Genomic DNA, 24652 nt, shown 5'->3' on the forward strand with positions numbered 1-24652 from the left:
GCCAGGGCGGTTTTTGTAGCCGGGTAAAAGTAAAAACAGTTGCAAACTTTTGCGGCGATATGAAATATTGATTCTCAGTCTCCTTTGTTCGGGCAAGCCTTGGTTTGAGGGCTGAGAAAATGACCAATCCGGGGCCGGTTGTTCAGGGCCCCGCGGAGAACATCATGGCGAGCGGGCCGGAAATTGTCGTAAAGCGCAGCGAAAAACCTGAAAATCTCCCTGAACCAAAACCGGCCGCCGGCGCCGCTCTCCGCGATGAAGTCGATCCCCTGCTGGAAAGCCTGTTGATTGTTGCCCGGGCCCATGGCCGGCCCCTGACCCGGGATGCGGCCCTGGCCGGTCTGCCCATCGAGCGGCAGGCCCGCCTTACCCCCAGCCTTTTCCCCCGGGCGGCCCGGCGCGCCGGCCTGACCTGCAATCTTGTCCAGCGCCCCCTGGAGAAGCTCAACCCCCGCCTTTTTCCCGCCATTCTGCTGCTCCGGGACCAGGAGGCCTGCGTGCTGGCGGGCTTCAGCGCCGACGGGGCCATGGCCCGGGTGATTCTGCCCGAGTTGGGGGAGGCGGAGATCGAAGTGCCCTTGGCGGAACTGGTCGCCCGCTACAGTGGGCGGGCCCTTCTCGCCCGGCCCCGCTTTGCTTTTGAAGCCCGGGTTCCCGAGGTGGGTCCGATCCGGGGCGGCCACTGGTTCTGGGGCGCTCTGCGGGAAAATCTGCCCCTCTACCGGGATGTCCTGCTTTCGGCCTTCATGATCAGCCTCTTTGCCGTAGCCCTGCCCCTGTTCATCATGAATGTCTATGACCGGGTGGTGCCCAACCACGCCTTCGACACCTTGTGGGTGCTGGCCGTCGGGGTGGCCTTTGTCCTGGTGGCGGACCTGGTGGCCCGCACCATGCGGGGCTATTTCCTCGACCTGGCCAGCAGCCGGGTGGATGTCAAGCTTTCCGCCTACATCATGGAGCGGGTCCTCGGCCTGCGGCTGGAAAACCGCCCCGTCAGCACCGGCTCTTTTGCCGCCAACCTGCGCTCCTTTGAAACGGTGCGCGACTTCATCACCTCGGCCACGGTCACCGCCTTTATCGACATCCCCTTTACCCTGGTCTTTCTGCTGGTGATCGCCTGGATCGCCTGGCCGGTGGTTTTGCCGCTGGTGGCCGGAATGATGCTGGTGCTGCTGTATGCCCTGACGGTGCAGCGGAAAATGCATGAGCTTTCCGAAACCACCTACCGGGCCAGCGCCCAGCGCAACGCCACCCTGATCGAAAGCCTGGTGGGCCTGGAAACGATCAAGACCCTGGGCGCCGAAGGCCTGATGCAGCGCAAGTGGGAAGAGTCGGCGGCCTTTCTGGCCCGCACCGCGGCCCGCCTGCGCCTGCTTTCCACCTCCTCCATCAACAGCGCCATCTGGACCCAGCAGCTGGTGGTGGTGGCGGTCATTGTCACCGGAGTCTATCTGATTGCCGACGGCCAGCTTTCCATGGGGGGCCTGATCGCCTGCACCATGATCTCCTCCCGGGCCATGGCTCCCATCGGCCAGGCGGCGGGCTTGCTCACCCAGTATCATAACGCCACCACCGCCTTGAAATCCCTCAACGAGATTCTCAAAAATCCGGTGGAGCGCCCCGACGACGCCAAGTTCCTCTCCCGCAGCTCCTTCCAGGGCGCCATCGAGTTCAAGGAGGTCAGCTTCAACTATCCCGGCCAGGAGGTCAGCGCCCTGCGCAATATTTCCCTGCGGATCAAGGCCGGCGAGCACGTGGGGATCCTGGGTCGGGTAGGTTCCGGCAAAACCACCCTCCACAAGCTGATTCTCGGGCTTTACCAGCCCACCGCCGGGGCGGTGCTCATCGACGGGATCGATCTGCGTCAGCTCGATCCCGCCGAACTGCGGCGCAATATCGGCTACGTTCCCCAGGATGTGACCCTTTTTTACGGGACTTTGCGCGACAACCTGACCATGGGGCTGCCGGCGGCCGACGACAACGCGGTCCTCCAGGCGGCGGAGCTGGCCGGCCTGCTCGATTTTGTCAACAGCCATCCCCAGGGCTTCGATATGATGGTGGGGGAGCGGGGCGAGTCCCTTTCCGGCGGCCAGCGCCAGCGGGTGGCCCTGGGCCGGGCCCTGATCGGCGAGCCCCCGATTCTGTTGCTGGATGAGCCCACCGGTTCCATGGACCACTCCAGCGAGGAAGAGATCAAGGCCCGGCTGCGTACCTACGCCGCGGGCAAAACCATGATTGTCATCACCCACCGGAATTCGCTGCTGGAACTGGTGGGTCGACTGATCGTTATTGATGGCGGCAGGATCGTCGCTGACGGTCCCAAAGCCCGGGTAGTGGAGGCGTTGCGCCAGGGGCGCATCGGCAAGGCGGCATGATCGGCAGATTTTTCGATTACTTGATGCGGCGGCGGCTGCCCCTGCGCCCCGACGGCAACCGGGACTGGGACGGCGACGCCGACTGGGCCCGGCTGGAGCAGGAACCCCTGCGGGCCCGGGCTCTTATCCACTGGGGGCTGCTGGCCATCGCCGGCCTGGTGGTCTGGGCGGCCTTTGCCGAAATCGATGAAGTAACCCGGGGGGAAGGGCGGGTCATTCCCTCCAGCCAGATCCAGGTGATCCAGTCGGTGGACGGCGGGATCGTCACCGAGATTCTGGTGCGGGAAGGAGAAACCGTGGTGCCGGGCCAGGTGCTGCTGCGGGTCGATCCCACCCGCTTCCTTGCTTCCCTGGGGGAAAACCGGGCCCAGTCCCTGGTTTTGCAGGCCCGGGCCGAACGCCTGATGGCCCTTTCCGAGGGGCGCCCCTTCGTGCCCTCGGCCGAGCTGCTGGCCGAGATTCCGGAAACCGTCGAGCGGGAACGGACCCTCTACTATTCCAGTCGCGATGCCCTGGCCGCCAACATCGACATGGCCCGGCAGCAGTTGGAACAGCGCCAGCAGGAACTCAACGAAGCCCATTCCCGCCGGGACCAGGTAGACCGCAGCCTGGAGCTGGCTTCCCGGGAGTTGACCGTTTCCAAGCCCCTGGCCGCTTCGGGGGCGGTTTCGGAGGTGGACCTGCTGCGCCTGGAGCGGGAAGTGGTCCGCCTGACCGGTGAGAAGGGTGAAGGGGCGGCCCGGATCGAACGGCTCCAGTCCGCCATCCGGGAGGCGCGGCAAAAGATTCAGGAGGTGGAACTCCATTTCCGCAACCAGTTCCGTTCGGAACTCTCCGAGGTCATGGGCCGTTTGGCCGCCCTGGCCGAGGAGAGCGCCGCCCTGGCCGACCGGGTCAAGCACGCCGAGGTCAAATCGCCGGTCCGCGGCACGGTGAAAAGGCTGCTGGTCACCACGGTGGGCGGAGTGGTCCAGCCGGGCCGGGAGGTGGTGGAGGTGGTGCCCCTGGACGACGCCCTGTTGCTGGAGGCCCAGATCAAGCCCAAGGACATTGCTTTTCTGCGGCCCGGCCAGGAGGCCATGGTCAAGTTCACCGCCTATGATTTCGCCATTTACGGGGGTCTCAACGCCCTGGTGGAGCATATCGGTGCCGATACGGTCATCGACGAGCGCGGCAACGCCTTTTACATGATTCGGGTCCGCACGGTGGAATCGGACCTGGGCGACAATCTGCCCATTATCCCGGGGATGGTGGCCCAGGTGGACATCATGACCGGCAAAAAAACCATCCTGATGTACCTGCTCAAGCCGGTGCTGCGGGCCAAGGCCAACGCCATGCGGGAGCGCTGAGCCGCTCTTGCCCTTCCGGGAGTTTATAATGAATGCTCATGTTTGCCTTTCCAGCCGACCCGACCAGTTGACCCGCTGGCGCCAGGCCTTCCCGGCCGGAACCGTGGTCGCCGCGCCGGCCGGGCTGGCCCGGGCCGGGGGGGATACCCTGCTCTGGCTCCACGCCGGAGCCCTGCCCCGGACCCCGCTTGACCAGGCCGTGCGCAGCATGCGCCAATTGCTGCCCGCCGCCCGGATCGTCGCCATCTCCAGCACCCCTTCCCAGTTGGAGGCCCTCCAGGCCTTGAACGCCGGGGCTTCCGGCTACTGCCATGCCCAGGCTACCCCGGCCATGCTGCAGCAGGTCGCCACCGTGGTGGCCAACGGCGGCCTCTGGATCGGCCCGGAACTGATGAGCCGGGTGATGGCCGCCACCGGCCGTTTTTTTGCTCCCGAACCAGGTCATCCCGCCCTCGAATCCCTGACCGCCCGGGAACGGGAAGTGGCCCTGGCCGTGGGACGGGGCAGCTCCAACCGGGAGGTGGCCGAGCTGCTGGCGATCAGCGAGCGCACGGTCAAGGCCCACCTGGGGGCGATCTTCGAAAAGCTGGGAGTCCGTGACCGCCTGCAACTGGTGCTTTTGCTAGGGCGGGAAGAACGGGTCGGCTGATTTTTTTCATAACCTGTACTTTGGTCCAATTTATTTTCCTTTTTTTTCTGCTACAGTAATTCCATAAACGGACATATTTTTCGTCCCCGGGAGCATTGGCTCCGCAACGAAATTAAAGGAGAAGCGCCATGGCCAGTCAACCAGTCGCCACCGTAATTGCCGTCTTTGGCAGGGCCGCCGCCCGCAACGAAAACGGCGAGCTGCGCCCCTTGCAGCCGGGAGATACCCTGCTCCAGGGCGAAACCGTGATCACCGCCGCTGATGGCCGGGTCGAGCTGACCTTTATGGACGGCTCCATCATGGAAGTTACCGCCGACCAGAGCATCCTGATGACCGCGGAGCTTTTTGAAACCGGCCGGCCGGATGTCGCCGAGGGCGCCCTGGCGGCCACCACCGCCGAGCGGATTCTCCAGGCCCTGGAACAGGAAGAAGATATTGATGCCCAACTGGAACCCCCCGCGGCGGGTCTGACCGGCGGCGAGGAAGGCGAGGGCAGCAGTTTTGTCCGCCTGCTGCGGGTTACCGAAGAGGTTGACCCCCTGAGCTACGAGTTTGCAGACACCGCCGGCTCCGAGTCCCCGACCTTTGCCGAAGCCCTGATTGTCGACGAGGTTGAAGAAATCGTTGTTCCTCCGACCACCGTCAATCCCACCGTTAATCCGATCGGGGCCGAAGTCGGCGAGGCTGCCCTGACCGAAGGGGCGGTGTCGGTTACCCAGCCGCTGGGCGTTGACTTCGGCAGCGCCGGGCCCGGCTCGGTGGCCCTTGCCGCTCCCGGCGCCACCTGGAACGCCGAGACCGGCACCCTGACGGCCGACGACGACAGTTGGCAGGCGGTGGTCAATGCCGACGGCACCTACACCTTCACCCTGCTGCAGGCGATGGACCATGCCCAGCCGGCCAATGACGAAAGCCTCGATGTCAATATCACCGTCACGGTGACCGACGGGGAAGGCAATGTCGTTTCCGCTCAGCTCACCGTGGTGGTCTGGGACGATGTTCCCAGTCTCGAGATCGGGGCCGTCGATCCCGGCACCATCAGCCTGGCTACTTCCGACGCCGAAATCGTGGACAGCGCCAGCGCCGGCTTTGCCGCCTCCTTCGCGGCGGCGGTTACGGCCGATTACGGCGCCGATGGTCCCGGCAGCCTGGTAATCGACAACTACACCCTGACGGTGACCAACGCCAATTCCGGCCTGATCAGCGGCGGCACGGCCATCATCCTGAGCGTCAACGCAGCCGGGGCGGTGGAAGGCCGGGCCGATGGGGAACTGGTTTTCACCATTGCGGTGAATGAGGCCGGTACCGTTACCCTGACCCAGCACGGGCCCATCGATCACGGTGCTCCCGGCAGCGAGACCGACCAGGAAGTCGGTTTGCCCGCCGGCGCCATCAGCCTGAGCGCCACGGCCACCGTAACCGACGCCGACGGCGACACGGCCAGCGAGACCCTGAGCATCGATCTGGGCGGCCGGATCGCCTTCGGTGACGATGTCCCCACGATTGACGTAGGGACGGTCGAGATCGGCGATATCATCCTGACCACCAGCGATGCCGAGGTTAGCGGCGGCACCAGTGAGACTGACGACGGCACCAGTGTGGCGACGGCGGGCTTTGGTGCCGCCTTCCAAGCCGCGGTTAATGCCGACTTCGGAGCGGACGGGCCGGGAACGGTTACCTTGAACGGCTATACCCTGGCCGTGACCGCGGCCGAGGGCGCCTCCGGCCTGACCAGCGGCGATACGGCGATCATCCTGAGCGTTAACGAGGCTGGTGTGGTCGAGGGTTGGGCCGGAGAAACCCTGGTTTTCACCCTTGCGGTTGATGAGGCTGGCGAGGTCACCCTGACCCAGTTTGCCGCCATCGATCATGGCGCGCCCGACACTGATACCGACCAGGTAATCGGGCTGCCGGCCGGAACCATCAGCCTGAGCGCCACCGCCACGGTCACCGATGCCGACGGCGATACGGTCAGTCAGCCGGTAAGCGTCGATCTGAGCGGAGCTATTGCCTTTGGCGACGATGCTCCCAATATCGATGTCGACGAGGTGGACCTCGAAGGCATCAGCCTGCTCACTTCCGATGCCGAGGTCACCGGCGGAACCAGCGAAACCGATGAGGGCACCAGTGTGGCGACGGCGAGCTTTGGCGCCGCCTTCCTGGCCGCTGTCGCCGAGAGCCATGGCGCGGACGGGCCGGGAGAGGTGACGGTAGACTCCTATACCCTGTCGCTTATCGGCCCGGATAATGATTCCGGCCTGAACAGCGGTGGCGATACCATTTATCTCTACCTGAAAGACGGTGAGATCGTGGGCTCAACGGCGGATGAGGCCGATAATGTAGACGGGGACAATACCGTCTTTACCCTGAGCGTGGACAGTGACGGCGAGGTCACCATGACCCAGTTTGCCGCCATCGATCATGGCGGGCCCAACACTGATACCGACCAGGTAATCGGGCTGCCGACCGGGATGATCAGCCTGAGCGCCACCGCCACGGTAACCGATGCCGACGGCGATACGGCCAGCGACACGGTGAGCATTGATCTGGGTACGGTTATTGCCTTTGGCGACGATGCTCCGAGCATCGAAGTAAGTGCGGGTAATATCAGTGGAATCCCCTTGACCACTTTCGATGCCGACACCGTAGGCGGCGGCATCGGCACCGACAGCGCTGGTTTTGCCGCGGCCTTTACCTACGATGTCGACAGTACGAGCTTCGGTGCCGATGGTGCTGCAGGTTCGATCAATTGGAGCTATACCCTGAGCCTGGCAACCGGGGTTGAAAACGGGGCAGATTCAGGTCTCAGCAGCGGCGATGCTTCCATCTACCTTTACCTGATCAACGGTGAGATTGTGGGTTCGACGGCGACTGATGTGGATGATGTCGCCGGGGCCAACACGGTCTTCAGCCTGAGCGTGGACAATGATCCCAACTCCGATGATTTCGGCGAGGTGACTCTGACCCAGTATCAGGCCATTGACCATGGCGCCCCCGGCAGTGATACCGATGACGAGATCGGCCTGGCCACCGGGCTGGTGGTGCTGACCGGCACCGCCACCATCACCGATAGCGATGGCGACACGGCTTTTGCCAGCCAGAGCCTGGATCTGGGCGGCAACATTTCCTTCACCGATGACGGGCCGACGGTCTTCACTCCCAAAGCCGCCTACCTGGTCAACGAGGCCGGGGCGACGGTCACCAGGTCGCTGGATATCGACGGCGATATCGACAACAATATCGGCGCCGATCAACCGGGAACCGTTCGCTTCTCGGCGGATCTCGAAGGTACCGAAAGCGGCCTGACCGCCGGCGGCCAGTCGATCCTCTACTCTGTTTCCGCCGACGGTCAGGTTCTGACCGGTTACACCGAGCAAGCGGGTGATATTTTTACCATCACCCTTAATCATAACCTCGACGATGACGACACCTACACGGTGGAGATGATCGGCGTCGTCGATGGCGGCCTGACCACCATCGAATTCACGGTCAACGGGGCCTATAACTTTGTCGGTGGTAATACCGACTGGGCTGGCTTTTATAATCCGAACCCTGAAGGTGACAACAATGATCTGCTGCTGACCCCATTCGGCGCGGGCACGGTCAACACCAATGCCAACTCCGGCGGGGTCGGAGGCGGTTCCTCCGTAGGCGAGGGCGAGGCCATGCGGGTTGACTTTGTTTATAACCTGGATGGGAAACCTAAATCTGGCCAGACTTACGACCCCAATTCGACCGATAAAGATTTCCACTCTTTTGACGGCCATTACAATGTCAACGGAGCCTCGGCCAAGTTCACCGGTATTACCGGCGGAAGCAAGGAGTCGGCGATTCGAATCAAGGCCTTTGATGATCTTGGCGATACCGATAATAACAATATTGTCGGCGATGGCGTCCGGGATTCGATTACCACCATTGGCATTCGCTACAATGGCGAAAGTGCCAAGGTCAGCTATAGTGCGACTCCAACCGTGGTCAACGTGGGCGGAGAAAGTTTCACCGTTCGATTCATACTGGTAGTAGACGAGGCAGGCACCGGGTACGAAGCCGAGGTTTCCGGGGTGGTTTCCGATACCACAATTTCCGCCTATACCGCCGACGGCTACAGCAGCATCGAATATCATTGGGCCGGGGGCGAGACCTTCAAGATCGGTGATTTCGGTACCACCACCATCGACCCGGCGGTCCCGGTCGACTTCACCGTGCCGGTCGAAATTGTCGATGCCGACGGCGATGTGGCCACCGGCTCGATCAGCGTTACCATGCTGCCGGCGGAGACCCAGGACTTTTCTGGAGCCGCTGCGGGGGTTGAAGCCGATGCCGCCGACGGGGCGCCCCATATCATCGGTTCCGATCATGATGACACCATCATCGGCGATGGCCGGGATAATATCCTCTACGGCGGTGACGGCGACGACGTGATCATCGGCGGGTCCGGCAGCGATACTCTGACCGGCGGTCTTGGGGCCGATACCTTCGTCTGGCAGTTGGGTGACCAGGGCACGGTAGCCAATCCGGCGGTGGATACGGTGACCGATTTCAATCTGGGTGAGGGCGATGTTCTTTCCCTGGGCGATCTGCTGCCCGGGCTGACCGAGGAGAACCTGAGCCAGTACATTTCCATCAGCAATGATGGCAGTCACACGACCATCAATATCGACACCAACGGCAACGTGGCCGGTTCCTTCAACCAGACCATTATCCTCGAGGGAGTGGCCCTCTCCGAGGCCGATCTGGTGACGCACATTCTCGCCAACCTGAAAACGGATGGTTCGGAAATATAAACCATTTGGCCCGCCCCCCCAAAGCTGGGCGGGGCGGGCCATAATCAGGGGCATCCATGATTTACGCCAAACGCGACCAGGCCGGGCGGATCAACGCCGTCAGCCGGCAGGAGCAGGGGGAGGGCTGGCAAGCCCTGGCCCCGGACCACCCGGAAGTGGTTGCCTTTGCCGGTACCTTGGCCGGCGGCCGCGGTTCCCTGGCCACCACCGACCTGGGCCTGGCCCGGGTGGTGGAGGACCTGATCGATCTGCTGATCGCCCGGGACCTGATCCGCTTCACCGATTTCCCCGAGGCCGCCCAGGCCAAGCTGATGGAGCGCCGTTCCCTGCGCTCCTCCCTCAACTCGCTCAATTTGCTGGCTGAAGGCAAAGAGGACGAACTGCTCTAGCTCTCAGCCGGCGCCTCCTTTTTAACCAGGCTTGCCAGCCCCTCATCCCGCATCCGCTGCACCACGTCGCGCCAGCGCGACAGCCGCGCGGTGGCTTCGGCCGCCGGGGCGCTGGCGTCGCCGACCCACAGACTCTCCAGATTAAAGCTGAAGACCGGCAACAGGTCGGGCCGTTGTCCGGCGGGCCGGATTTCGCTGATCAGGTTGTCCAGGATCAGGGGTTCGCTGGTCGGGGTGGGGTAGTAGCTCAGGACCATGTGGGCCTGGGAGACCTGGCTGTAGCTGCCGCCGATCCGGGCCCGGACGTAGATCAGGCGCAGCTTCTCCGCGGGCAGGCCCAGGAGTTTGAGGCTGACGTACTTGGCAATGGCGAAGTCCTCGCAGTCGCCGCGGCGCATGCCCAGGGTTTCCATGGGGGTGGCCCAGTAATCGACCTGGCCCCAGATGTCGATATCATCCCCGAAGCTGATCCGCCGGTTGAAGAATTCGTTGACCGCGCCCAGTTGCTCCGCCGGGGCCAGCTCGGCCGCATCGGCCAGAAAATCCCGCCATTCGATGACCGCCCTTCGCCCCTCCAGGCCGAAACGCTGGTCCGCCAGTTGGGCCATGAGGTCGAAATCGGGAGCCGCCCTGCCGAGACCGCCGAACAGCAGCAGGCAGACCAGGAGCAAGCCGGCCGGGAGCAGCAGTCGGCCCGGCCTTTGGGGCAGGCCCCGGCCGGCCGCCACGGCCGGGGGAGCTTGGCTCCGGGAGGGCCAAGAAAAAATATTTCCCTGGTTGACAAGGGGCATATTTTCTTGAGTTGAGAGCATTTTTGAATTCTACCGCAAGAGCGGCTCGGGCCGCAACACGTATCCTGCCGGGCGGAGACAGGTCAAAGTTGAGCCCGGCGGCGATGGTGATCAGTCTGCCTTGATGGGCCAACTTCGGTGGCTTGCTGCCGCCGCCGGCAAGATGGCGCAACTTTTCTGCCGGCTGCTTCGAATTTGGCGGTGGCAAGAGCTTGCCCGAATGGTAAATCGGTGCCGGCTTTTTTTACGGTCGCCTGCATTTTATCCCTTGACTTCAGGAAGCTGATCCAGTGAGAATAACCGCAGGTTTATTGGCTGTTTTTTCTCGGGCAGATCACTTTTATTCAAACAATAATTTTTATCAGAGAGGTCGGGAAGATGCGGATCAAAACAGGTTTATTGGCTTTGTCATTTTTAATGGTGGTCGGGGGGCCCGCCCAGGCTCAGGAACCCACCACTTTGCCGGACGCGGTCCGGCAGGCGATTACGGAAAATCCCGAGGTCCAGGCGACCTGGTACTCATTTCTGGCCTCCATGGACGAGAAGGATGTGGCCCGGGGTGGTTATTTCCCCCGCCTCGATCTCACCGCCGGGACGGGCTGGGAACACTGGGACTGGGCCAACCGTCCCGATGACGATTTCCGCCGCAGCCACGTGACCCTGGCGCTGCGCCAGATGGTTTACGACGGCTTCGCCACCCGCAACGAGGTGGCCCGGCTGGAGTATGCCAAGCTGGTCCGCTACTACGAGGTTCTGGCCGCTTCCGAGCGGGTGGGCCTGGAGACGATCCGCGCCTACCTCGACGTGCTGCGTTACCGGGAGTTGCAGGAACTGACCGTGGAAAACTACATGGAGCACCAGACTGTTTTCGACAAGGTCCAGGAGCGGGTCCAGGCCGGGATCAGCCGCGGGGTTGACCTGGAGCAGGCCGCCGGCCGCCTGGCCCTTTCCGAGGCCAACCGGGTCACCGAAACCAGCAACCTGTATGACGTCAGCACCCGTTACCTGCGGGTGGTCGGCTCGGTGCCGCGGGATCTGGCCCCGGCCGACATCGTCAGCGAAGGAATCCCCGACCAGTTGCCCGAGGCTCTCCACCTCGCCTTCCAGGAGAGCCCCTCCTTCAACGCCGCGGTGGAAAATGTCCGTTCCGCCGAGGCCGCCGCGGCGGCCCGCCGGGCCCCCTTTCATCCCCGGGTTGATCTCCAGGCCCGCCAGAAGTTCGGCCGGGGCTGGGATGCCATCGAGGGTCGCAAGGATGAGACCGTCGCCGAGGTGGTTTTGAGCTACAACCTCTTTGCCGGCGGCTCGGACCGGGCCGCCCAGCGCCAGTTCCTGCAGCAGCTGAGCGTGGCCAAGAGCCTGCGCGAAAAAGAGTGCCGGGACCTGCGCCAGACCCTGACCATCGCCTTCAACGACATGGAGCGCCTGGAAGAACAGCTTCGCTACCTGGAAGAACACCAGCTCTCCTCGGGCAAGGCTCGCGAGGCTTACCGGGATCAGTTCGATATCGGCCAGCGGACTCTGCTCGACCTGCTGGATACGGAAAACGAGTATTTCGAAGCCCGGCGTGCTTATGTGCACGCCAGCCACGATTACGCCCTGGCCCACGCCCGGACCCTGGCCGCCATGGGCCGCCTCCTCCAGGCTATGGGGGTAAGCCGGGAAGCCCTGCCGACCGCAAGCGATATCGGCCAGGACCGCACCAGCGTCGATCCCGATATCATCTGTCCGGCGGAGGCGGTGGAAAGAGTAGCGTTTGTCCGGCCGGAGCCTGCCCCGGTGGTAGTGGCGCCGGTGGCCGCGCCTGCTCCGGCCGTGCTGCTGGAAGGCATTCCCTATCGGATCAAGGTGGAGTTTCCCTTCGACTCGGCGGAAGTTTTGCCGCAATATGAAGGAGAAATCGCCCAGTTGGCCGCCTTTCTCGTCGAGCATCCGAACCTCAAGCTGACCATTGAAGGCCATACCGACAATATTGGTCCGGCTGACTATAACCTGCGGCTTTCCCAGGCTCGGGCCGAGGCGGTTGCCAACAGCCTGGTGGAGCACGGGGTTGATGCCGAGCGGCTCAATGCCGTGGGTTACGGGCTGACCCAGCCCATCGCCGACAATGACACCCGCGAGGGGCGCAGCCGCAATCGCCGGGTGGAAGCGGTAACCATGGTTGAATAACCGGCGCCGGCCGGCCGCCGGTGTTGCGAAGTCGGGGGACGACCTTAAAAAGATAACTTTTTAAGGTCGTCCCCCTTTTTTTATGGCTGGTTGATCGCCGGTCCGGTCATGCCGTCCAGGCCCAGATGGGGGAGAATTTCGGCTTCCGCCGGCTGCCGCACCCCTTCGGCAATGGTGGTCAGGCCGATGGAGTGGGCGATCATGCACACTCCACGGAGAAATGCCTGCCTGCCGGGGTGGGTGTCGATATCTCGGATAAAAGAGGCGTCGATTTTGATGTAGTCCAGGCCCAGATCGTGCAGGTCGCCGATCCGGGAGAACTGGTGGCCCACATGTTCGAGCCCCACTTTGACGCCCAAGGGCTTGACCGCCAGGCACAGAGCCCGAAATTCCTTGAGATGCCGAAAGGCGCCGGCTTCCGGAATTTCCAGCCAAAGGCGGGCGGCGGCTTCCGGTTTACGCCGCAGCATCTCCAGCAGGGCAGCTTGAAAATGCTGGTCGCAGAGAGACTCCGCCGAGATATTGATACCCAGGTCCTGGTCGCGCCGTCCGATTTCCTCCAAAGCCCGGGCCGCCACTTTGCCGTCGAGCCGGGGCATCAGGCCCAGCCGGGCGGCCCAGCACATGATCACCCCGGCCGGCAGCCATTCACCACCGATTAAAAGCCGCACCGGAGCCTCCAGGTGCAGCAGGTCACCGTTACGGTCAACCACCGCATATTCGGCCAGCTTGAGGGCATCGGCGGCCAGGGCCCCGCTCAGGGCGGCCCGCCAGGCGTCGAGATCGCTGAAGGGTGGGGCGGCATCATACTTGTTGGCCACCTGCACCGATTCGATTACGTCGTTTTCGGCGGCCACCAGGGCGGAATCAACCCGGGCCAGCAGTTGCGAGAGAGATTCACCCGGATCCAGGGCGGTTGCTCCGAGCGGCAACCGGCGTTCGCCGCCGATATTGGCGTCGTCAACGGCCAGGTGAAGTTCCCCGGCCACTTGCCGGGCCAGGTCGAGGGTCGTATCCGCTTTGCCGGGGGCCAGCAGGGCAAAATCCGAGCCGTTGAGCCGGCCGGCCAGCCAGTCCGGATGGACGGTGGTCAGTTGCGAGAGCTTTTCGCCGAGGCGCCGGAGCAACTGATCGGTCAGGGGCCGGCCCAGTTGCTGGTTGGTTTCGGCCAGGTGGGCAAAGCGGGCGATGATCAGCACTCCGGCCGCGCTGGCGTCATCGCGGCCGAGCAGAGCTTCGGCCCGGCGGAGAAAAGGTTCCCGTTGGAGCAGGCCGGTCAAGGGGTCGTGTTCGTTCTGGCGGCGCAGGATTTCCAGCCGGGCGGTCTCTTCGGCCAGCATGGTTTTAATCCGGTTGGCCAGGCCGTTCATGGCGTTGACCACCCGCCGCAGTTCCTGGGTCCGCGGGAGCGGGATGCTGATAAAGCGGCGCTCCCCGATGGCCTGGGCCTGGGCGACGACATCGCCCAGGGGCCGGGTTAGCGATTTGATGGCCAGGGAACCGATAAAGCCGACTATGGCCGCTCCGGCGGCAAACCAGAGCAACAACCGGAGGGTTCCCTGCCAGAGAGCCTCGTAGGCGAACTTGCTGTGGCTTTGCAGGGTGAGGGTGCCGAACTGCAGCCAGCCCGCCTGGACCTGGGCAACTCCCGGCGGAGCCTGAAGAGGAACGAGGCGCTGGAACCAGGGTGGCGCCCCGGCCTTAATGGGCGGGTTGCGGCGCTCGACGATAAGCGCGCCGTTGGGATCGGTCAGGCGAATGAACTGATAATGGCCGCTGTCAAACTGGGCGCTGAGCAGCAGCTCCACCATGACCGGATCATCGGCGACCTGGGACATGGAAAGGGCCAGGGAGTTGGCGTTATCGAGGTTTTTCAGGTAGAGCTGCTGGTTCAGATAGTTCTGGGCTGACAGGGTGCTGACCACGAAACTGCCGCCGAAGGCCAGGACCATGATCACGGCAACGGCGATCCAGAGCTGTTTAAGCAGGGACATGGAATCCACCTCCGTGGTTGCTGGGGAAGCGGGGGCCGGCAGGTGCTGTCGGCCCGGGCCGGGAAGTTCCCCGGGTCTTCACCCCGTCAGGCTAATCCTATAACACCGCCAGCCAAAGAACAACCGCTTTTCCGCGACTTTGGGCAGAATCTGCCCTGATCAGCTCCGCAGCAACTCGGCGATCTGGAAGGCCAGTTCCAGGCTTTGCTCGGCGTTGAGGCGGGGGTCGCACATGGTCATGTATCTTTGTCCCAATTGTTGATCGAGGATGTCGCGGCCACCCCCGACGCACTCGGTGACATCGGCTCCGGTCATTTCAAAATGCACCCCGCCGGGCACCGTCCCTTCCTGCCAGTGGATTTCGAAAAAGGCCCGGATTTCCTCGAGAATATTGATGAAGTTGCGGGTCTTGAGGCCGCTGGCGGAAGTATAGGTATTGCCGTGCATGGGGTCACAACTCCAAACCAGGTTGAACCCTTCCTCCTTGAGGGAGCGGACCAGTGGGGTCAGCCCTTCGGCAATCTTCTTGATGCCGAACCGGGTAATCAGGGTCAGCTTGCCCGGTTCGTTTTCGGGGTTCAGGGTGCTGATCAGGCGTTTGACGTTGTCGATATCATGATTGGGGCCGATCTTAACCCCGATGGGATTGTGGACGCCCCGGAAAAATTCGACGTGGGCTCCCTCCACCTGGCGGGTACGTTCGCCGATCCAAAGCATGTGGGCCGAGCAGTCGTACCAGTCGCCGGTAGTGGAATCCTGACGGGTCAGGGACTCTTCGTAGCCCAGCAGCAAGGCCTCGTGGGAGGTGAAAAAACTGGCCTGGGTGAGCTGGGGGATGTTGGTGTCCAGCCCCACTACCCGCATGAAGTTGATGGCCTGTTCGATTTGGCGGGCCAGCTTTTCATACATCTGGCCATGGGGTGAATTCTTGACGAATTCGTTGTTCCAGGCATGGACCCGGTCGAGGGCGGCATAGCCGCCCCGGGTGAAGGCCCGAAGGATGTTCATGGTTGCGCAGGCCAGGAAATAGCCCTTGACCAGCCGCTGGGGATCGGGCCGGCGCGCTTCCGGAGTCGGTTCGCTGCTGTTGACCATGTCCCCCCGGTAGCTGGGCAACTCCACCCCATTGACCATTTCGGTATCGGCCGAGCGCGGCTTGGCGTACTGGCCGGCCATTCGCCCAACCTTGACCACCGGCTTGCCGCCGGCATAGCCGAGAATCACGGTCATCTGGAGAATAACCTTGAGCAGCTCCCGCACCACCGGGGCGGTGCAGAGGGAGAAGCTCTCGGCGCAATCGCCGCCCTGGAGGAGAAAGGCCTCTCCCCGGGAGGCCATGGCCAGTTGCTTTTTCAGATCCCGAATCTCCCCGGCGAAAACCAGGGGCGGCAATTGGGAAAGGGTGGCCAGGGCTTCCTGGTAGGCCTGCTGGTCGGGCCAGTTGGGCTGCTGCAGGGCGGGAAAGTTCCGCCAGCTTTCCTTACTCCAAGGCTTTTGACTGCTCATGGCAAAAAACTCCTAAATTCAATTACCGATACCTACCTGGTTTTACAAAAAAAACGATATACAAAGGCTAAAACTTTATCAGGGCGCAAGGCCCGTTGCCCCAGCGTGGGCAAGCGGTCCGGCACCGCACAACCCGCCTCCGCAATCTGGCCTTGATCGCCCTAAAATGGCGCTAATACCGGGTAAAACGCTGGTCAGTGCCGCAGATTTGGGCAAGCGGCCCGGCGCCGCGTAGCCCGCCTACGCAAGCCGGACCGATCGCCCAAAGATGCGGTGCTGACCAGCGTTTTACTACCCCTCGGGGGCGTTGGGGAGGGGGCAGGGCCCCCCGGCGCAGCACACCTCCACATCGAAGGCGTTGAGAATCCGCAACTCCCGCTCCCGGCGGGACTCCGCCAGGGGGCTGAAATCCAGGTCCGCCATCATGGCCAGCAGAGCGGGACGGTCGGGAATGGCGGCCAGCCCCTGGGCCAGCACCTTGCCGCTGCGGCTCTCCAGCACTTCGGCGTCCTGGCCGTTGCTGACCACGGCCAGGGGGATGATCTGGCCTGGGTCGAGAACCCGGGCGGCGGCCAGGGCCGGGCGCTGGCGGGTAACCAGGGAGCCGGGACCGTAGCGCAGCAGCATTACCCTCCGGCCGTTGAGCTTGACCACGAAATCGATTTTCGAACTGACGAAGCAGCCGGCGAACAGGGTTTCGATCACCAGCCGCGGTTCGATCTCGCTTTTGGCAAAACCCTTCTTCGTTACCAGCAGCCGGGCCAACTGCTGCCGGTAGCGCTCGTCATCGGTATCCACCAGGGTCTCCCCGGTGAGGAAATCCTCCAGGTGCCCATGGATCATATGGTGAGAAGCGATATCCGCCATAATGGTCAGCAGGACAAACCGCCCTCCCGGCCGGCAAAACCGGGCGGGAGGGCCAATTAAAAAGGGGGCAAGGAAGAGCCGCCGGTCGCTTCTTCCCCGCCCCTTGCCGGTTCCCTGCCGCCGGCCGGGCGGCGGGTCCGGGTTAAAGCTCCAGCCAGGATTCGGAAAAGACGTTCTGGCCGGAGAGCACCTTGTAGGTCTTGTAATGTTCGAGGGCGGTGCCGGAAAGAGCGGCGGGATCGGGATCGGTGCCGTCCATCATCCCGTGGACCATCTCCACCAGCTCCTGGCGCTCGCCCTTGCAGATCGCCATCAGTTCGGCGTCGTAGGAGTTGACGATGGCGGTGGTGATGCCGTACTTCATCAGCATGATCAGGTAGGTCCGATCCAGGTACTTGCGCAGGTGCTCGGCCACCCCGTTGGAGACGTTGGAAAGTCCCACGGTGGAACCGGCCCCCGGAGCAATCTCCTGGAGCATGCTCATGAATTCCAGGCCGGAATTGATCTGGTCGGCCCCCAGGGTGATCGGGGTGCCGATGGGATCAAAGAGCATCTTTTCGTTGGGAATCCCGGCCTCGGCCAGGGCCATCATCAGGTCGACGGCCATGGCGGCGCGCTCGTTGGAGTCCCGGGGCATGCCGTCGGGGCCCCAGAGCAGGGCGATCACGTTGCAGCCGGCTTCGGCGGCCACCGGGATCAGTTTTTCCATGCGCTCCGGCTGAGCCGAGATCGAATTCATGATGGCCGCTTGCTTGTTCTTCAGGGCGGCAAACCCCGCGGCCATGGCGGCGGTGTTGGTGGTGTCAAGGCAGAGCGGCACGGGGGTGACCGCTTCCACGGTCTCAACCACCCAGGGCATCAACTCGGTGCCGTCCTTGCGGGCCGGGCCGATGTTGAGGTCAAGATAGGACGCCCCGGCGGCGGCTTCTTCCTTGGCCATTTCCTGAATCGGGCCGGGGTTGCGCTCCTTCATCGCGTTCCCGCTCCGCTTCCCCATGATGTTGATGCTCTCGGCAATTGCCTGTACCTTGATCATTTCTTCCCTCCTTGTGTGCGGTAATAAAATAGAAAATTAACAAAAAAGTGCAAAAAAAAATGATCGGATGCGTCCGACCGCGGCGGCCGGGCGTCCGAATCTTGACATCTTAATAGCCGGAAAGATGAACTATATCGGACAACCCGATGAAAATAGCCCTATCTGCCCCGTATGTCAAGCAAATGGGCAACAGCATCGTCCGCGGGAATTTTAACAGCCGGTGGCGGTTGGATCTTCCAGGCGCTTGATGCCCGAGGTTCGCTCCACCGGCAGGACAAAGGCGATTCCCATCCCCGGTTCGTCCAGGCAGGTGTCTTCGCGGATGGCCTGCAGAACCGCCGCGGTTTTCTCCGCGCTGATCAGGGTCAGGATCACCTCTTTTTCCGGTTCGATGGGAATCGAAAAGAGGGTCGCCTTTTCATGAATGCCGGTGCCCCGGCCGAAGAGGATGGTGCCCCCTTCGGCCCCGGCCCGTTTGCTGGCGGTTACCACTGTTTCGGCGTTGCCTTTGTTGACGATGGTGACAATCAACTCATAACCGCTTTTTTCTTTCATTTTATGCCTCTTCATGGCCTCGAGGTCGCAGAAATGGGCGATCCCGATCAGGTCTCGCACGTCGATGACAAAGGCGATGCCCTGACCGGTTTCCCGCAGATTGCCCGCCGTGGTTACCTCATTGAACAGTTCCTCGCCGATTTTATCGGGATAAAGGGTGAAAATTATCTCCTTGTCCTGGCTGACCGGGATGCCAAAAAACTTTTTCTCGTAAATTCCGGTACCCTTGCCCAGAAAGGTAGTCCCCCCTTCGGCTCCGGCCCGCCGGGAGGCTTCAACGACCTTGCGGGCCTTGCCTTTGTTGACCACGGTGATCATTATTTTATAACAGGAAATCACATTCATGACTGGTCTCGTGGTTTGCGGTTGAATAACAAGCCCAATATCAGTACGGCCAGAATGGGGGCCAGGGCCACCAGGGTGATCATGCCGAAGCCGTCGAGCAGGGGGTCGCGGCCCTCCAGCACCCCCGCCGCTCCCACCGAAACGGCCATGATGAAGGTTACGGTCATCGGGCCGGTGGCCACCCCGCCGGAATCGAAGGCGATGGCGGTGAAGTTCTGGCGGGAATAGCGGATCAGGATCAGGGCGATGAGGTAGCCGGGGATGATGATATACCAGAGGGGAATGCCCAGCAGCATCCGGGCCATGGAGACGGCGATGGAGACGGCCACCCCGATGGAGAGGGTGTACAGCATCACTTTCTGGGGGATGGAGCCGCTGGAGGTCTTCTCCACTTCCAGGTTGAGGATCCGCACCGCCGGTTCGGCAAAGGTGGCGACAAAACCCAGCAGGAAGCCGACGGGGATCAACAGCCAGTTGTGATGCAGTTCGGCCAGCTTAGCCCCCATTTCGGTGCCCACCGGGAAAAAGCCGATCTTGACTCCCTGGAGAAAGAGGGCCAGGCCGAAAAAGGTGGGCACCAGACCCTTGAGAATATTCAACAGCTGGGCCGCGGGCAGGCGAAGGACGAAAAACTGGAAAAAAAGAAAAAAGGCCAGCAGGGGGACCAGGGCCACCCCGACCTCCAGCATGACATGCCCGAACCCGGCAAAAACCTTGATATTCAAGAAACGGCCCCTCCGTGGTCCATCCCGCCAGTCAAGGCTGCGCTGTTGCCGCTTTCGGGCCTAGCCATAGAAAATACCCAGCAGCATAACCGCCAGAATCGGCCCGATGGAAGCCAGGGCCACCAGGCCGAAACCGTCGGCGGAGGCGGTTTTGCCCCCCAGGACCGAGGCCACCCCGACCCCCAGGGCCAGGATGAAGGGCACCGTCATGGGCCCGGTGGTCACTCCGCCGGCGTCAAAGGAGACCGGCACGAAATGGTTCGGGGTGAATGCGGCCAGCAAAAAAACCAGGGCATAGCCCGTCACCAGCAGATAGGTGATGGGGATGCTCAGGATGATGCGCAGCATGGCCAGCCCGACGAAAAAGGCGACTCCGGCGGCGACGGTGTAAATCAGCAGATTTTTCGAGATATCGCCGCCGGAAACCTGGTCCACCTGCATGGCCAGCACCCGGACATCCGGCTCGGCCACGGTGGCGGCAAAACCCAGGAGAATCCCGAAAAACACCACCAGCCAAGCCTTGCCCATCTTGGGCAGGGAGGCCCCGATCATTTCGCCGATGGGCAGCATCGCCACCTGCACGCCCCATAAAAAGAGGGTCAGGCCCACCGTGACCATGACCAGCCCCACCAGAAACTGGAAAAACGTCGCCAGCGGCAACCAGATCAGGGTGAACTGGAGGACAAACACCACCGCCGTAATCGGCAGCACCGCGTAAAAGACCTCTTGAACGGTTTCCTTGATATCCTGCATGGGATCGATCCGGGTAACAAAGTATGGCCCTCAGGGCCCGCCGGCGGCGAAGTTGACAACAATAGGCAAAGACTTAAGTTAATCTACCGGAAAAAAAAGCAGGAAACCAGGCAAAAAGCTGCGCAGGCGGCCACCGGGGGCCGGTGGCTTAACCGGGATCTGCCCCGGCTGGTTTGACTTTCGCCGGCCAGCTCACTATATTCAGCCGGGAATCGAGACCATTAGCGGGAGCGGATTTGCCGATGAGCATTCAGAATAATCCTTACGAACTGTACAAATTGCTGCCGCGGGATAATTGCGGCCGCTGCCTGCTGCCTTCCTGCATGGCTTTTGCGGCGGCGGTGATCCGGGGGAGCAAGCGGCTGGACGCCTGTCCCTGCCTGGAGCCGGCCACCCTGGCCCGGCTGGAGGCCGAATTGCAGCCCCGGCGGAGCCTGGACCAGGAGCAGGAAGCAGCGGCCCTCGAACTGCGGCAGGAGGTGGCCAAGCTGGATTTTGCCGCCCTGGCCCCGCGGATCGGGGCGCGCTTGCAGGGGGAGCGGCTGGCGGTGACTTGTCTGGGCAAGGATTTTTTTATTGATCGAACCGGCCGGCTTGATTCCGATTGTCATGTCAACGCCTGGGTGCAGCTGCCTCTGCTGCGCTATCTCCTGGTCTGCCGGGGGGCGGCGATTAAGGGAGAGTGGTTGCCCCTGTCCGCCCTGGCCGGCGGCCAGGCCGCGGCGCCCCTGTTCGCCAAGCGCTGCGAAGAGCCGCTGCGCCGGCTGGCCGATGAGTACGGCGATGATTTTTTTGCCATGCTGAGCATGTTCGCCGCCCGGGAAATTTCGGTCAAGCCGGAAAACGGGCGGGTTATTCTGCTCCACCCCCTGCCCCTGGTCCCCTTCCGCCTCGCCTATCAGCCGCCGGAAGAGGGCCTGGCCTCATCCCTGCGGATTTCCTTCGACCGCAGCGCCGAACAGAACAGCAATCCGGAGATGCTCCATTTCCTGGGGACCGGAATTGCCGCCATGGCGGAAAAAATTCTCCAGCGGATGCGCTACTGCTGAGGATCACTTCCCTCTACCTCCCCGGTTAAACGCTCCGGGTTGGCCAAGCGATCCCGCCCCTTCCCTGTTTGTCCTGACCCGGGTCCTGTCGGTCGCCGCCTGGGGGACTCGGCCCGATCAAGGCAGCAACTTGCCCCGGTTGCCCTGGCGCTCCTTAATGCCCTTGCGAATCACGATCTTGCGCCCTTCGGCTCGGCCGGCCTGGTAGGTGTCGGCGTAAAGGCGGGTTCCCTTGCCCCGGATCTTGCGGAGGCGGGGATAGCGCGCGGCCAGGAATTCCTGCAGGCCGCGGTCGCCGGCGCAAACCAGGCTGCTGCAGGTGGCGTTGGCGCCAGGGGCTGACCACCCCTGATCGGCCATCGCCTCCAGGGTCAGTTCCCGGCCGCCGCGGGTGGTTTCCTGTTGCCGCAGTTTTTCCCGGAACCCGTTGAGGACGCCGATATAGTAGGAGTTCCTGGCCCGTCCCGGGGCCCCACCCTCCAACCGGTAGCGTTGCCAGAGGCGGGGCAGTTGGCCGGCCAAAAACTGATAAACGTATTCGGCCACCGCCAGGTTCTCCCTGGCGCCCAGCAGTTCCAGGACCTGGTGGCACTGGTCGTGGCGGGAATCGTAAAGCGGGTAGCTGATGGTTTTGACGTAGAAGAAATCCTGCAGGATGGCGGCCAGGTGGGCGTGATGGGGCGGCCGCCGCCGCCGGCCGGTGCTGATGACCAGGTAATCGTAAGCTGCCGCGACCGGGTTTTGGCCAGCCGGGTCAGCCAGCCGTTCCAGGTTGTGGCGCCGCATCAGGTCGCCGGCCTTGGCCATGGCCAGGGTGGCTTCATGCTCGTTGGCGCTGGCCGCCAGGGCCAGCAGTTTCTCGATTTTGGCCATTACCGGGAGGGTGGCGGAGGCAGGGGAGCGGTTGCCCGGCAGCAGGCGGGGAATTTCACTCTGGGCCCGGCGGAAGAGGGGGTGAACCCCCAGCCGGCGGCAGGCCTCCTGGAAGGCCGGGCCATGGGGGGGCTCGTGGCCGCGGCCCATGACCTGGGCCACGTACTGGTGGCTCATTTCGTGTTTGAGCACCTCCAGAACCACGTCCCAGCCGTGCCGGCCAATAAGCCAGGCGGCGATCTCCAGCACTCCCGGCCCGGGCTCCGCGCGCCAGGAACCGGCCCGGCCGGCGGCGGCGCCGATCACCAGCAGGGGGGTGGGCAGTTTGAGACCATAATAGGCCGAGAGCTGTTCATGCTCCCGGACCAGTTGGCGTTGCCATTGCCGCCAGTTATTGGGTGAATTCGTCATGGTGGCGCGGGGGGCGGCATTAAGGGGCGCCCGGGGCTCAACCCAGCTTGTCGCGGACCGAGGGGAAAAGACTCATATCGGTATGGGGCAGGAAGAGGGCGGCCATGTAGTGGTCCATGAAACGGGCGTTTTCCGCCAGCTCCAGGTTGGTGATCAGGTTGTTCACGATCATCCGCTCCCGGAAGCGCTGGTTGTCGCAGAGGCTGATCCGGCAGCCCAGCATGGAGCCGTTGCCCAGGTAGTAAAAGCGTTCCCGGTCGATATCGGGCAGCAGCCCGATGGTGATGGCCCGTTCGAGATCGATGTAGGCCCCGAAATTGCCGGCCAGGATCACCCGGTCAAGATCCTCGAAGCCCATGCCCACCGACTCCAGCAGGGTCAGATAGCCCGCGTACATGGCACCCTTGGCCCGGATCAGGTTGTCGAGATCCACTTCGCTGATCACCACATCCTCGCCCAGCAGGGCGTCTTTGCCCCAGGCCAGGACATACTCGCGGCCGTCCTCGCCCTGCCGGATCCGGGGGTGCTCCAGCTTGCGGTTGAACTTGCCCTGCTGGTCGATGACCCCGGCGGCCAGCAACTCGGCGACAATGGCGATCAGGCCCGAGCCGCAGATGCCGCAGGGTTTGATCCGGTCGATGGTGATGATCATCGGCTCCAGGGTTTCCGGGTGGATATTGAAGTTTTCAATCGCCCCCGAGTTGGCCCGCATCCCGTGGCGGATGCCGCCCCCCTCGAAGGCCGGCCCGGCCGAGCAGGCGGCGCAGACCATCCATTCCTCGTTGCCCACCACGATTTCGCCGTTGGTCCCGATATCGATAAACAGGGTCAGTTCGGGACTTTTGTACATCCGGCAGGCGTGGACCCCGGCGATGATATCCCCGCCGACATAACTGGAAACCGCCGGGTAGAGAAAGAGCCGGACCGAGGGGTGGGCATAAACGCCGAGCTGAGCGGCCCGGGTCAAAGGGAAATGGCTGCAGGTGGGAACATAGGGTGATTCCCGGATGAACTTGGGGTCCAGGCCCAGCAGCAGATGGCTCATGATGGTATTGCCGGCGGCCATGATGTAGCTGATGTCGCTGGGGCTGATCACCATCGTCTTGCAGACCGTTTCGATGATGGTATTGATGGTGCGGACCACCTTGGCCTGCAGGGTCCGCAAGCCGTCCGGGCGCTGGGAATAGACGATCCGGGAAATCACGTCCTCGCCGTAGGCGATCTGATCGTTGTAGGCCGAGGCCTCGGCGATGACCTGGCCGGAGTTGAGGTCGATCAGCACCCCGCAGACCGTGGTGGTGCCGATGTCCACCGCCAGCCCATAGAGCTTGCTGGTGGTATCGCCGGGCTCCACCGCGATGATCCGGTCCGGTTCCTCGGCCCGCCGGCCCTTCAGCAGGATCAGGGTTACCTGCCAGTCGGCCTCCCGCAGGGTGAAGGGCAGGTCCTTGAGCAGTTCGGGATGGTCGTAGGTGGGATCCTTGCAGTCGTGGCAGCGCTGGCGGATGGCCCGCATCAGCCGCTGGAGATCGGGGACGTTGTCTTCCTTGGTGGGAGGCTCCAACTTGAGAAAACGCTTTTCCACCGGGGGGTCCAACTGCCAGGTGCCGGTGAGCTTATCCAGGGAGCGGGCCGAGATGGCCCGGGTGGTTACGGGCTTGCGCTTGAGGGCCTTGCCGTCCTTGCCGGTCGTTTCCGGAATCCGCACCACCAGATCGCTTTTGACCTTACTCTGGCAGGCCAGCCGGGTGCCGGCGGCGTAGTCGTCGTCCTTGAGCCGGGCCTTGGCCGATTCGACCTCGCCGGATTCGATCCTTACCTTGCACTTGCCGCAAACCCCGTCACCGCCGCAATAGGCGTTGATATAGACCCCCGCCTTGGCGGCCGCGGCCAGCAGGTTTTCCCCCTCCTCCACCTCGATGGAGACTTTGTCCGGCAGAAATTGAATTGTTCTCATGGCTGAGCAAAATAGCAGGATTGGCTCCGCTGTCAAGCGCGGAAAGAGCTGCCAGGCAAACGACCACCCGGACCG

17 protein-coding genes are annotated in these 24652 nt (G+C 62.9%); 7 read left to right on the forward strand and 10 right to left on the reverse strand.

The annotated features are described in order from the left end of the window. Positions 1–164: 164 nt before the first annotated feature. From ACHHTY_RS09475 to ACHHTY_RS09495, 5 genes are all read left to right on the forward strand, one after another. The gene (locus ACHHTY_RS09475; RefSeq protein WP_395493877.1) at positions 165–2375 is read left to right on the forward strand and encodes a type I secretion system permease/ATPase; all 2211 of its coding nucleotides are present in this window, start codon (positions 165–167) and stop codon (positions 2373–2375) included. Then, on the forward strand, positions 2372–3724 hold the full coding sequence (locus tag ACHHTY_RS09480; protein WP_395493878.1) for an HlyD family type I secretion periplasmic adaptor subunit: 1353 nt from the start codon (positions 2372–2374) through the stop codon (positions 3722–3724). Before ACHHTY_RS09475 ends, ACHHTY_RS09480 begins: the two co-directional genes overlap by 4 nt. Before the next feature lie 28 nt (positions 3725–3752). Next, a complete protein-coding gene (locus ACHHTY_RS09485; RefSeq protein ID WP_395493879.1) occupies positions 3753–4373 on the forward strand; it encodes a response regulator transcription factor in 621 nt (206 codons plus the stop codon). A 128-nt stretch (positions 4374–4501) separates the two neighbouring features. Continuing rightward, complete coding sequence (locus tag ACHHTY_RS09490; RefSeq protein ID WP_395493880.1) at positions 4502–9157, forward strand: retention module-containing protein; 4656 nt, start codon at positions 4502–4504, stop codon at positions 9155–9157. Between the two features lie 56 nt (positions 9158–9213). Continuing rightward, on the forward strand, positions 9214–9546 hold the full coding sequence (locus ACHHTY_RS09495; protein WP_395493881.1) for a hypothetical protein: 333 nt from the start codon (positions 9214–9216) through the stop codon (positions 9544–9546). Here ACHHTY_RS09495 and ACHHTY_RS09500 read toward each other — a convergent pair. Further along, the gene (locus tag ACHHTY_RS09500; protein ID WP_395493882.1) at positions 9543–10337 is read right to left on the reverse strand and encodes a transglutaminase-like cysteine peptidase; all 795 of its coding nucleotides are present in this window, start codon (positions 10335–10337) and stop codon (positions 9543–9545) included. The genes ACHHTY_RS09495 and ACHHTY_RS09500 overlap by 4 nt on opposite strands. A gap of 378 nt (positions 10338–10715) precedes the next feature. On the opposite strand from ACHHTY_RS09500, the gene ACHHTY_RS09505 reads away from it, so the two are divergent. Continuing rightward, positions 10716–12506 carry a TolC family outer membrane protein gene (locus tag ACHHTY_RS09505; RefSeq protein ID WP_395493883.1) on the forward strand — a complete coding sequence of 597 codons (1791 nt, stop codon included), beginning with the start codon at positions 10716–10718 and terminating at the stop codon, positions 12504–12506. 80 nt (positions 12507–12586) lie between these two features. Here ACHHTY_RS09505 and ACHHTY_RS09510 read toward each other — a convergent pair whose 3' ends face one another. The 7 genes from ACHHTY_RS09510 to ACHHTY_RS09540 all read right to left on the reverse strand — a co-directional run bounded on the left by ACHHTY_RS09510 (position 12587) and on the right by ACHHTY_RS09540 (position 20287). Further along, entirely contained in the window at positions 12587–14500 is a 1914-nt protein-coding gene (locus ACHHTY_RS09510) for a bifunctional diguanylate cyclase/phosphodiesterase (protein WP_395493884.1), read from the reverse strand. Between the two features lie 159 nt (positions 14501–14659). Further along, entirely contained in the window at positions 14660–16006 is a 1347-nt protein-coding gene (locus tag ACHHTY_RS09515; protein WP_395493886.1) for a class II 3-deoxy-7-phosphoheptulonate synthase, read from the reverse strand. 291 nt (positions 16007–16297) lie between these two features. Further along, the gene (locus ACHHTY_RS09520) at positions 16298–16849 is read right to left on the reverse strand and encodes a type I restriction enzyme HsdR N-terminal domain-containing protein (protein ID WP_395493887.1); all 552 of its coding nucleotides are present in this window, start codon (positions 16847–16849) and stop codon (positions 16298–16300) included. 166 nt (positions 16850–17015) lie between these two features. After that, entirely contained in the window at positions 17016–17909 is an 894-nt protein-coding gene (locus ACHHTY_RS09525; protein ID WP_395493889.1) for a dihydropteroate synthase, read from the reverse strand. 210 nt (positions 17910–18119) lie between these two features. Continuing rightward, complete coding sequence (locus ACHHTY_RS09530; protein ID WP_395493890.1) at positions 18120–18809, reverse strand: P-II family nitrogen regulator; 690 nt, start codon at positions 18807–18809, stop codon at positions 18120–18122. After that, the gene (locus ACHHTY_RS09535) at positions 18806–19534 is read right to left on the reverse strand and encodes a DUF1538 domain-containing protein (protein ID WP_395493891.1); all 729 of its coding nucleotides are present in this window, start codon (positions 19532–19534) and stop codon (positions 18806–18808) included. The genes ACHHTY_RS09530 and ACHHTY_RS09535 overlap by 4 nt, the downstream gene beginning before the upstream one ends. 60 nt (positions 19535–19594) lie before the next feature. Further along, a complete protein-coding gene (locus tag ACHHTY_RS09540; RefSeq protein ID WP_395493892.1) occupies positions 19595–20287 on the reverse strand; it encodes a DUF1538 domain-containing protein in 693 nt (230 codons plus the stop codon). Positions 20288–20529: 242 nt separating this feature from the next. On the opposite strand from ACHHTY_RS09540, the gene ACHHTY_RS09545 reads away from it, so the two are divergent. After that, positions 20530–21336, forward strand: a complete 807-nt coding sequence (locus tag ACHHTY_RS09545; RefSeq protein WP_395493894.1) for a DUF3786 domain-containing protein — start codon at positions 20530–20532, stop codon at positions 21334–21336. Between the two features lie 117 nt (positions 21337–21453). On the opposite strand, the gene ACHHTY_RS09550 is transcribed toward ACHHTY_RS09545, so the two are convergent. Both ACHHTY_RS09550 and ACHHTY_RS09555 read right to left on the reverse strand, forming a co-directional pair. Next, a complete protein-coding gene (locus ACHHTY_RS09550) occupies positions 21454–22620 on the reverse strand; it encodes a SprT-like domain-containing protein (RefSeq protein WP_395493895.1) in 1167 nt (388 codons plus the stop codon). Positions 22621–22657: 37 nt separating this feature from the next. Further along, entirely contained in the window at positions 22658–24577 is a 1920-nt protein-coding gene (locus ACHHTY_RS09555; protein WP_395493896.1) for an ASKHA domain-containing protein, read from the reverse strand. Between the last annotated feature and the right edge of the window lie 75 nt (positions 24578–24652).

This window comes from Desulfurivibrio nitratireducens, from assembly GCF_044068515.1.
Classification (GTDB): domain Bacteria; phylum Desulfobacterota; class Desulfobulbia; order Desulfobulbales; family Desulfurivibrionaceae; genus Desulfurivibrio.

Coding starts and splice junctions, on each gene's coding strand:
- ACHHTY_RS09490 (WP_395493880.1), top strand. CDS start 4,502: ATGGCCAGTCAACCAGTCGCCACCGTAATTGCCGTCTTTGGCAGGGCC.
- ACHHTY_RS09555 (WP_395493896.1), bottom strand. CDS start 24,577: ATGAGAACAATTCAATTTCTGCCGGACAAAGTCTCCATCGAGGTGGAG.
- ACHHTY_RS09475 (WP_395493877.1), top strand. CDS start 165: ATGGCGAGCGGGCCGGAAATTGTCGTAAAGCGCAGCGAAAAACCTGAA.
- ACHHTY_RS09545 (WP_395493894.1), top strand. CDS start 20,530: ATGAGCATTCAGAATAATCCTTACGAACTGTACAAATTGCTGCCGCGG.
- ACHHTY_RS09515 (WP_395493886.1), bottom strand. CDS start 16,006: ATGAGCAGTCAAAAGCCTTGGAGTAAGGAAAGCTGGCGGAACTTTCCC.
- ACHHTY_RS09520 (WP_395493887.1), bottom strand. CDS start 16,849: ATGATCCATGGGCACCTGGAGGATTTCCTCACCGGGGAGACCCTGGTG.
- ACHHTY_RS09485 (WP_395493879.1), top strand. CDS start 3,753: ATGAATGCTCATGTTTGCCTTTCCAGCCGACCCGACCAGTTGACCCGC.
- ACHHTY_RS09530 (WP_395493890.1), bottom strand. CDS start 18,809: ATGAATGTGATTTCCTGTTATAAAATAATGATCACCGTGGTCAACAAA.
- ACHHTY_RS09550 (WP_395493895.1), bottom strand. CDS start 22,620: ATGACGAATTCACCCAATAACTGGCGGCAATGGCAACGCCAACTGGTC.
- ACHHTY_RS09525 (WP_395493889.1), bottom strand. CDS start 17,909: ATGATCAAGGTACAGGCAATTGCCGAGAGCATCAACATCATGGGGAAG.
- ACHHTY_RS09505 (WP_395493883.1), top strand. CDS start 10,716: ATGCGGATCAAAACAGGTTTATTGGCTTTGTCATTTTTAATGGTGGTC.
- ACHHTY_RS09510 (WP_395493884.1), bottom strand. CDS start 14,500: ATGTCCCTGCTTAAACAGCTCTGGATCGCCGTTGCCGTGATCATGGTC.
- ACHHTY_RS09480 (WP_395493878.1), top strand. CDS start 2,372: ATGATCGGCAGATTTTTCGATTACTTGATGCGGCGGCGGCTGCCCCTG.
- ACHHTY_RS09500 (WP_395493882.1), bottom strand. CDS start 10,337: ATGCCCCTTGTCAACCAGGGAAATATTTTTTCTTGGCCCTCCCGGAGC.
- ACHHTY_RS09540 (WP_395493892.1), bottom strand. CDS start 20,287: ATGCAGGATATCAAGGAAACCGTTCAAGAGGTCTTTTACGCGGTGCTG.
- ACHHTY_RS09495 (WP_395493881.1), top strand. CDS start 9,214: ATGATTTACGCCAAACGCGACCAGGCCGGGCGGATCAACGCCGTCAGC.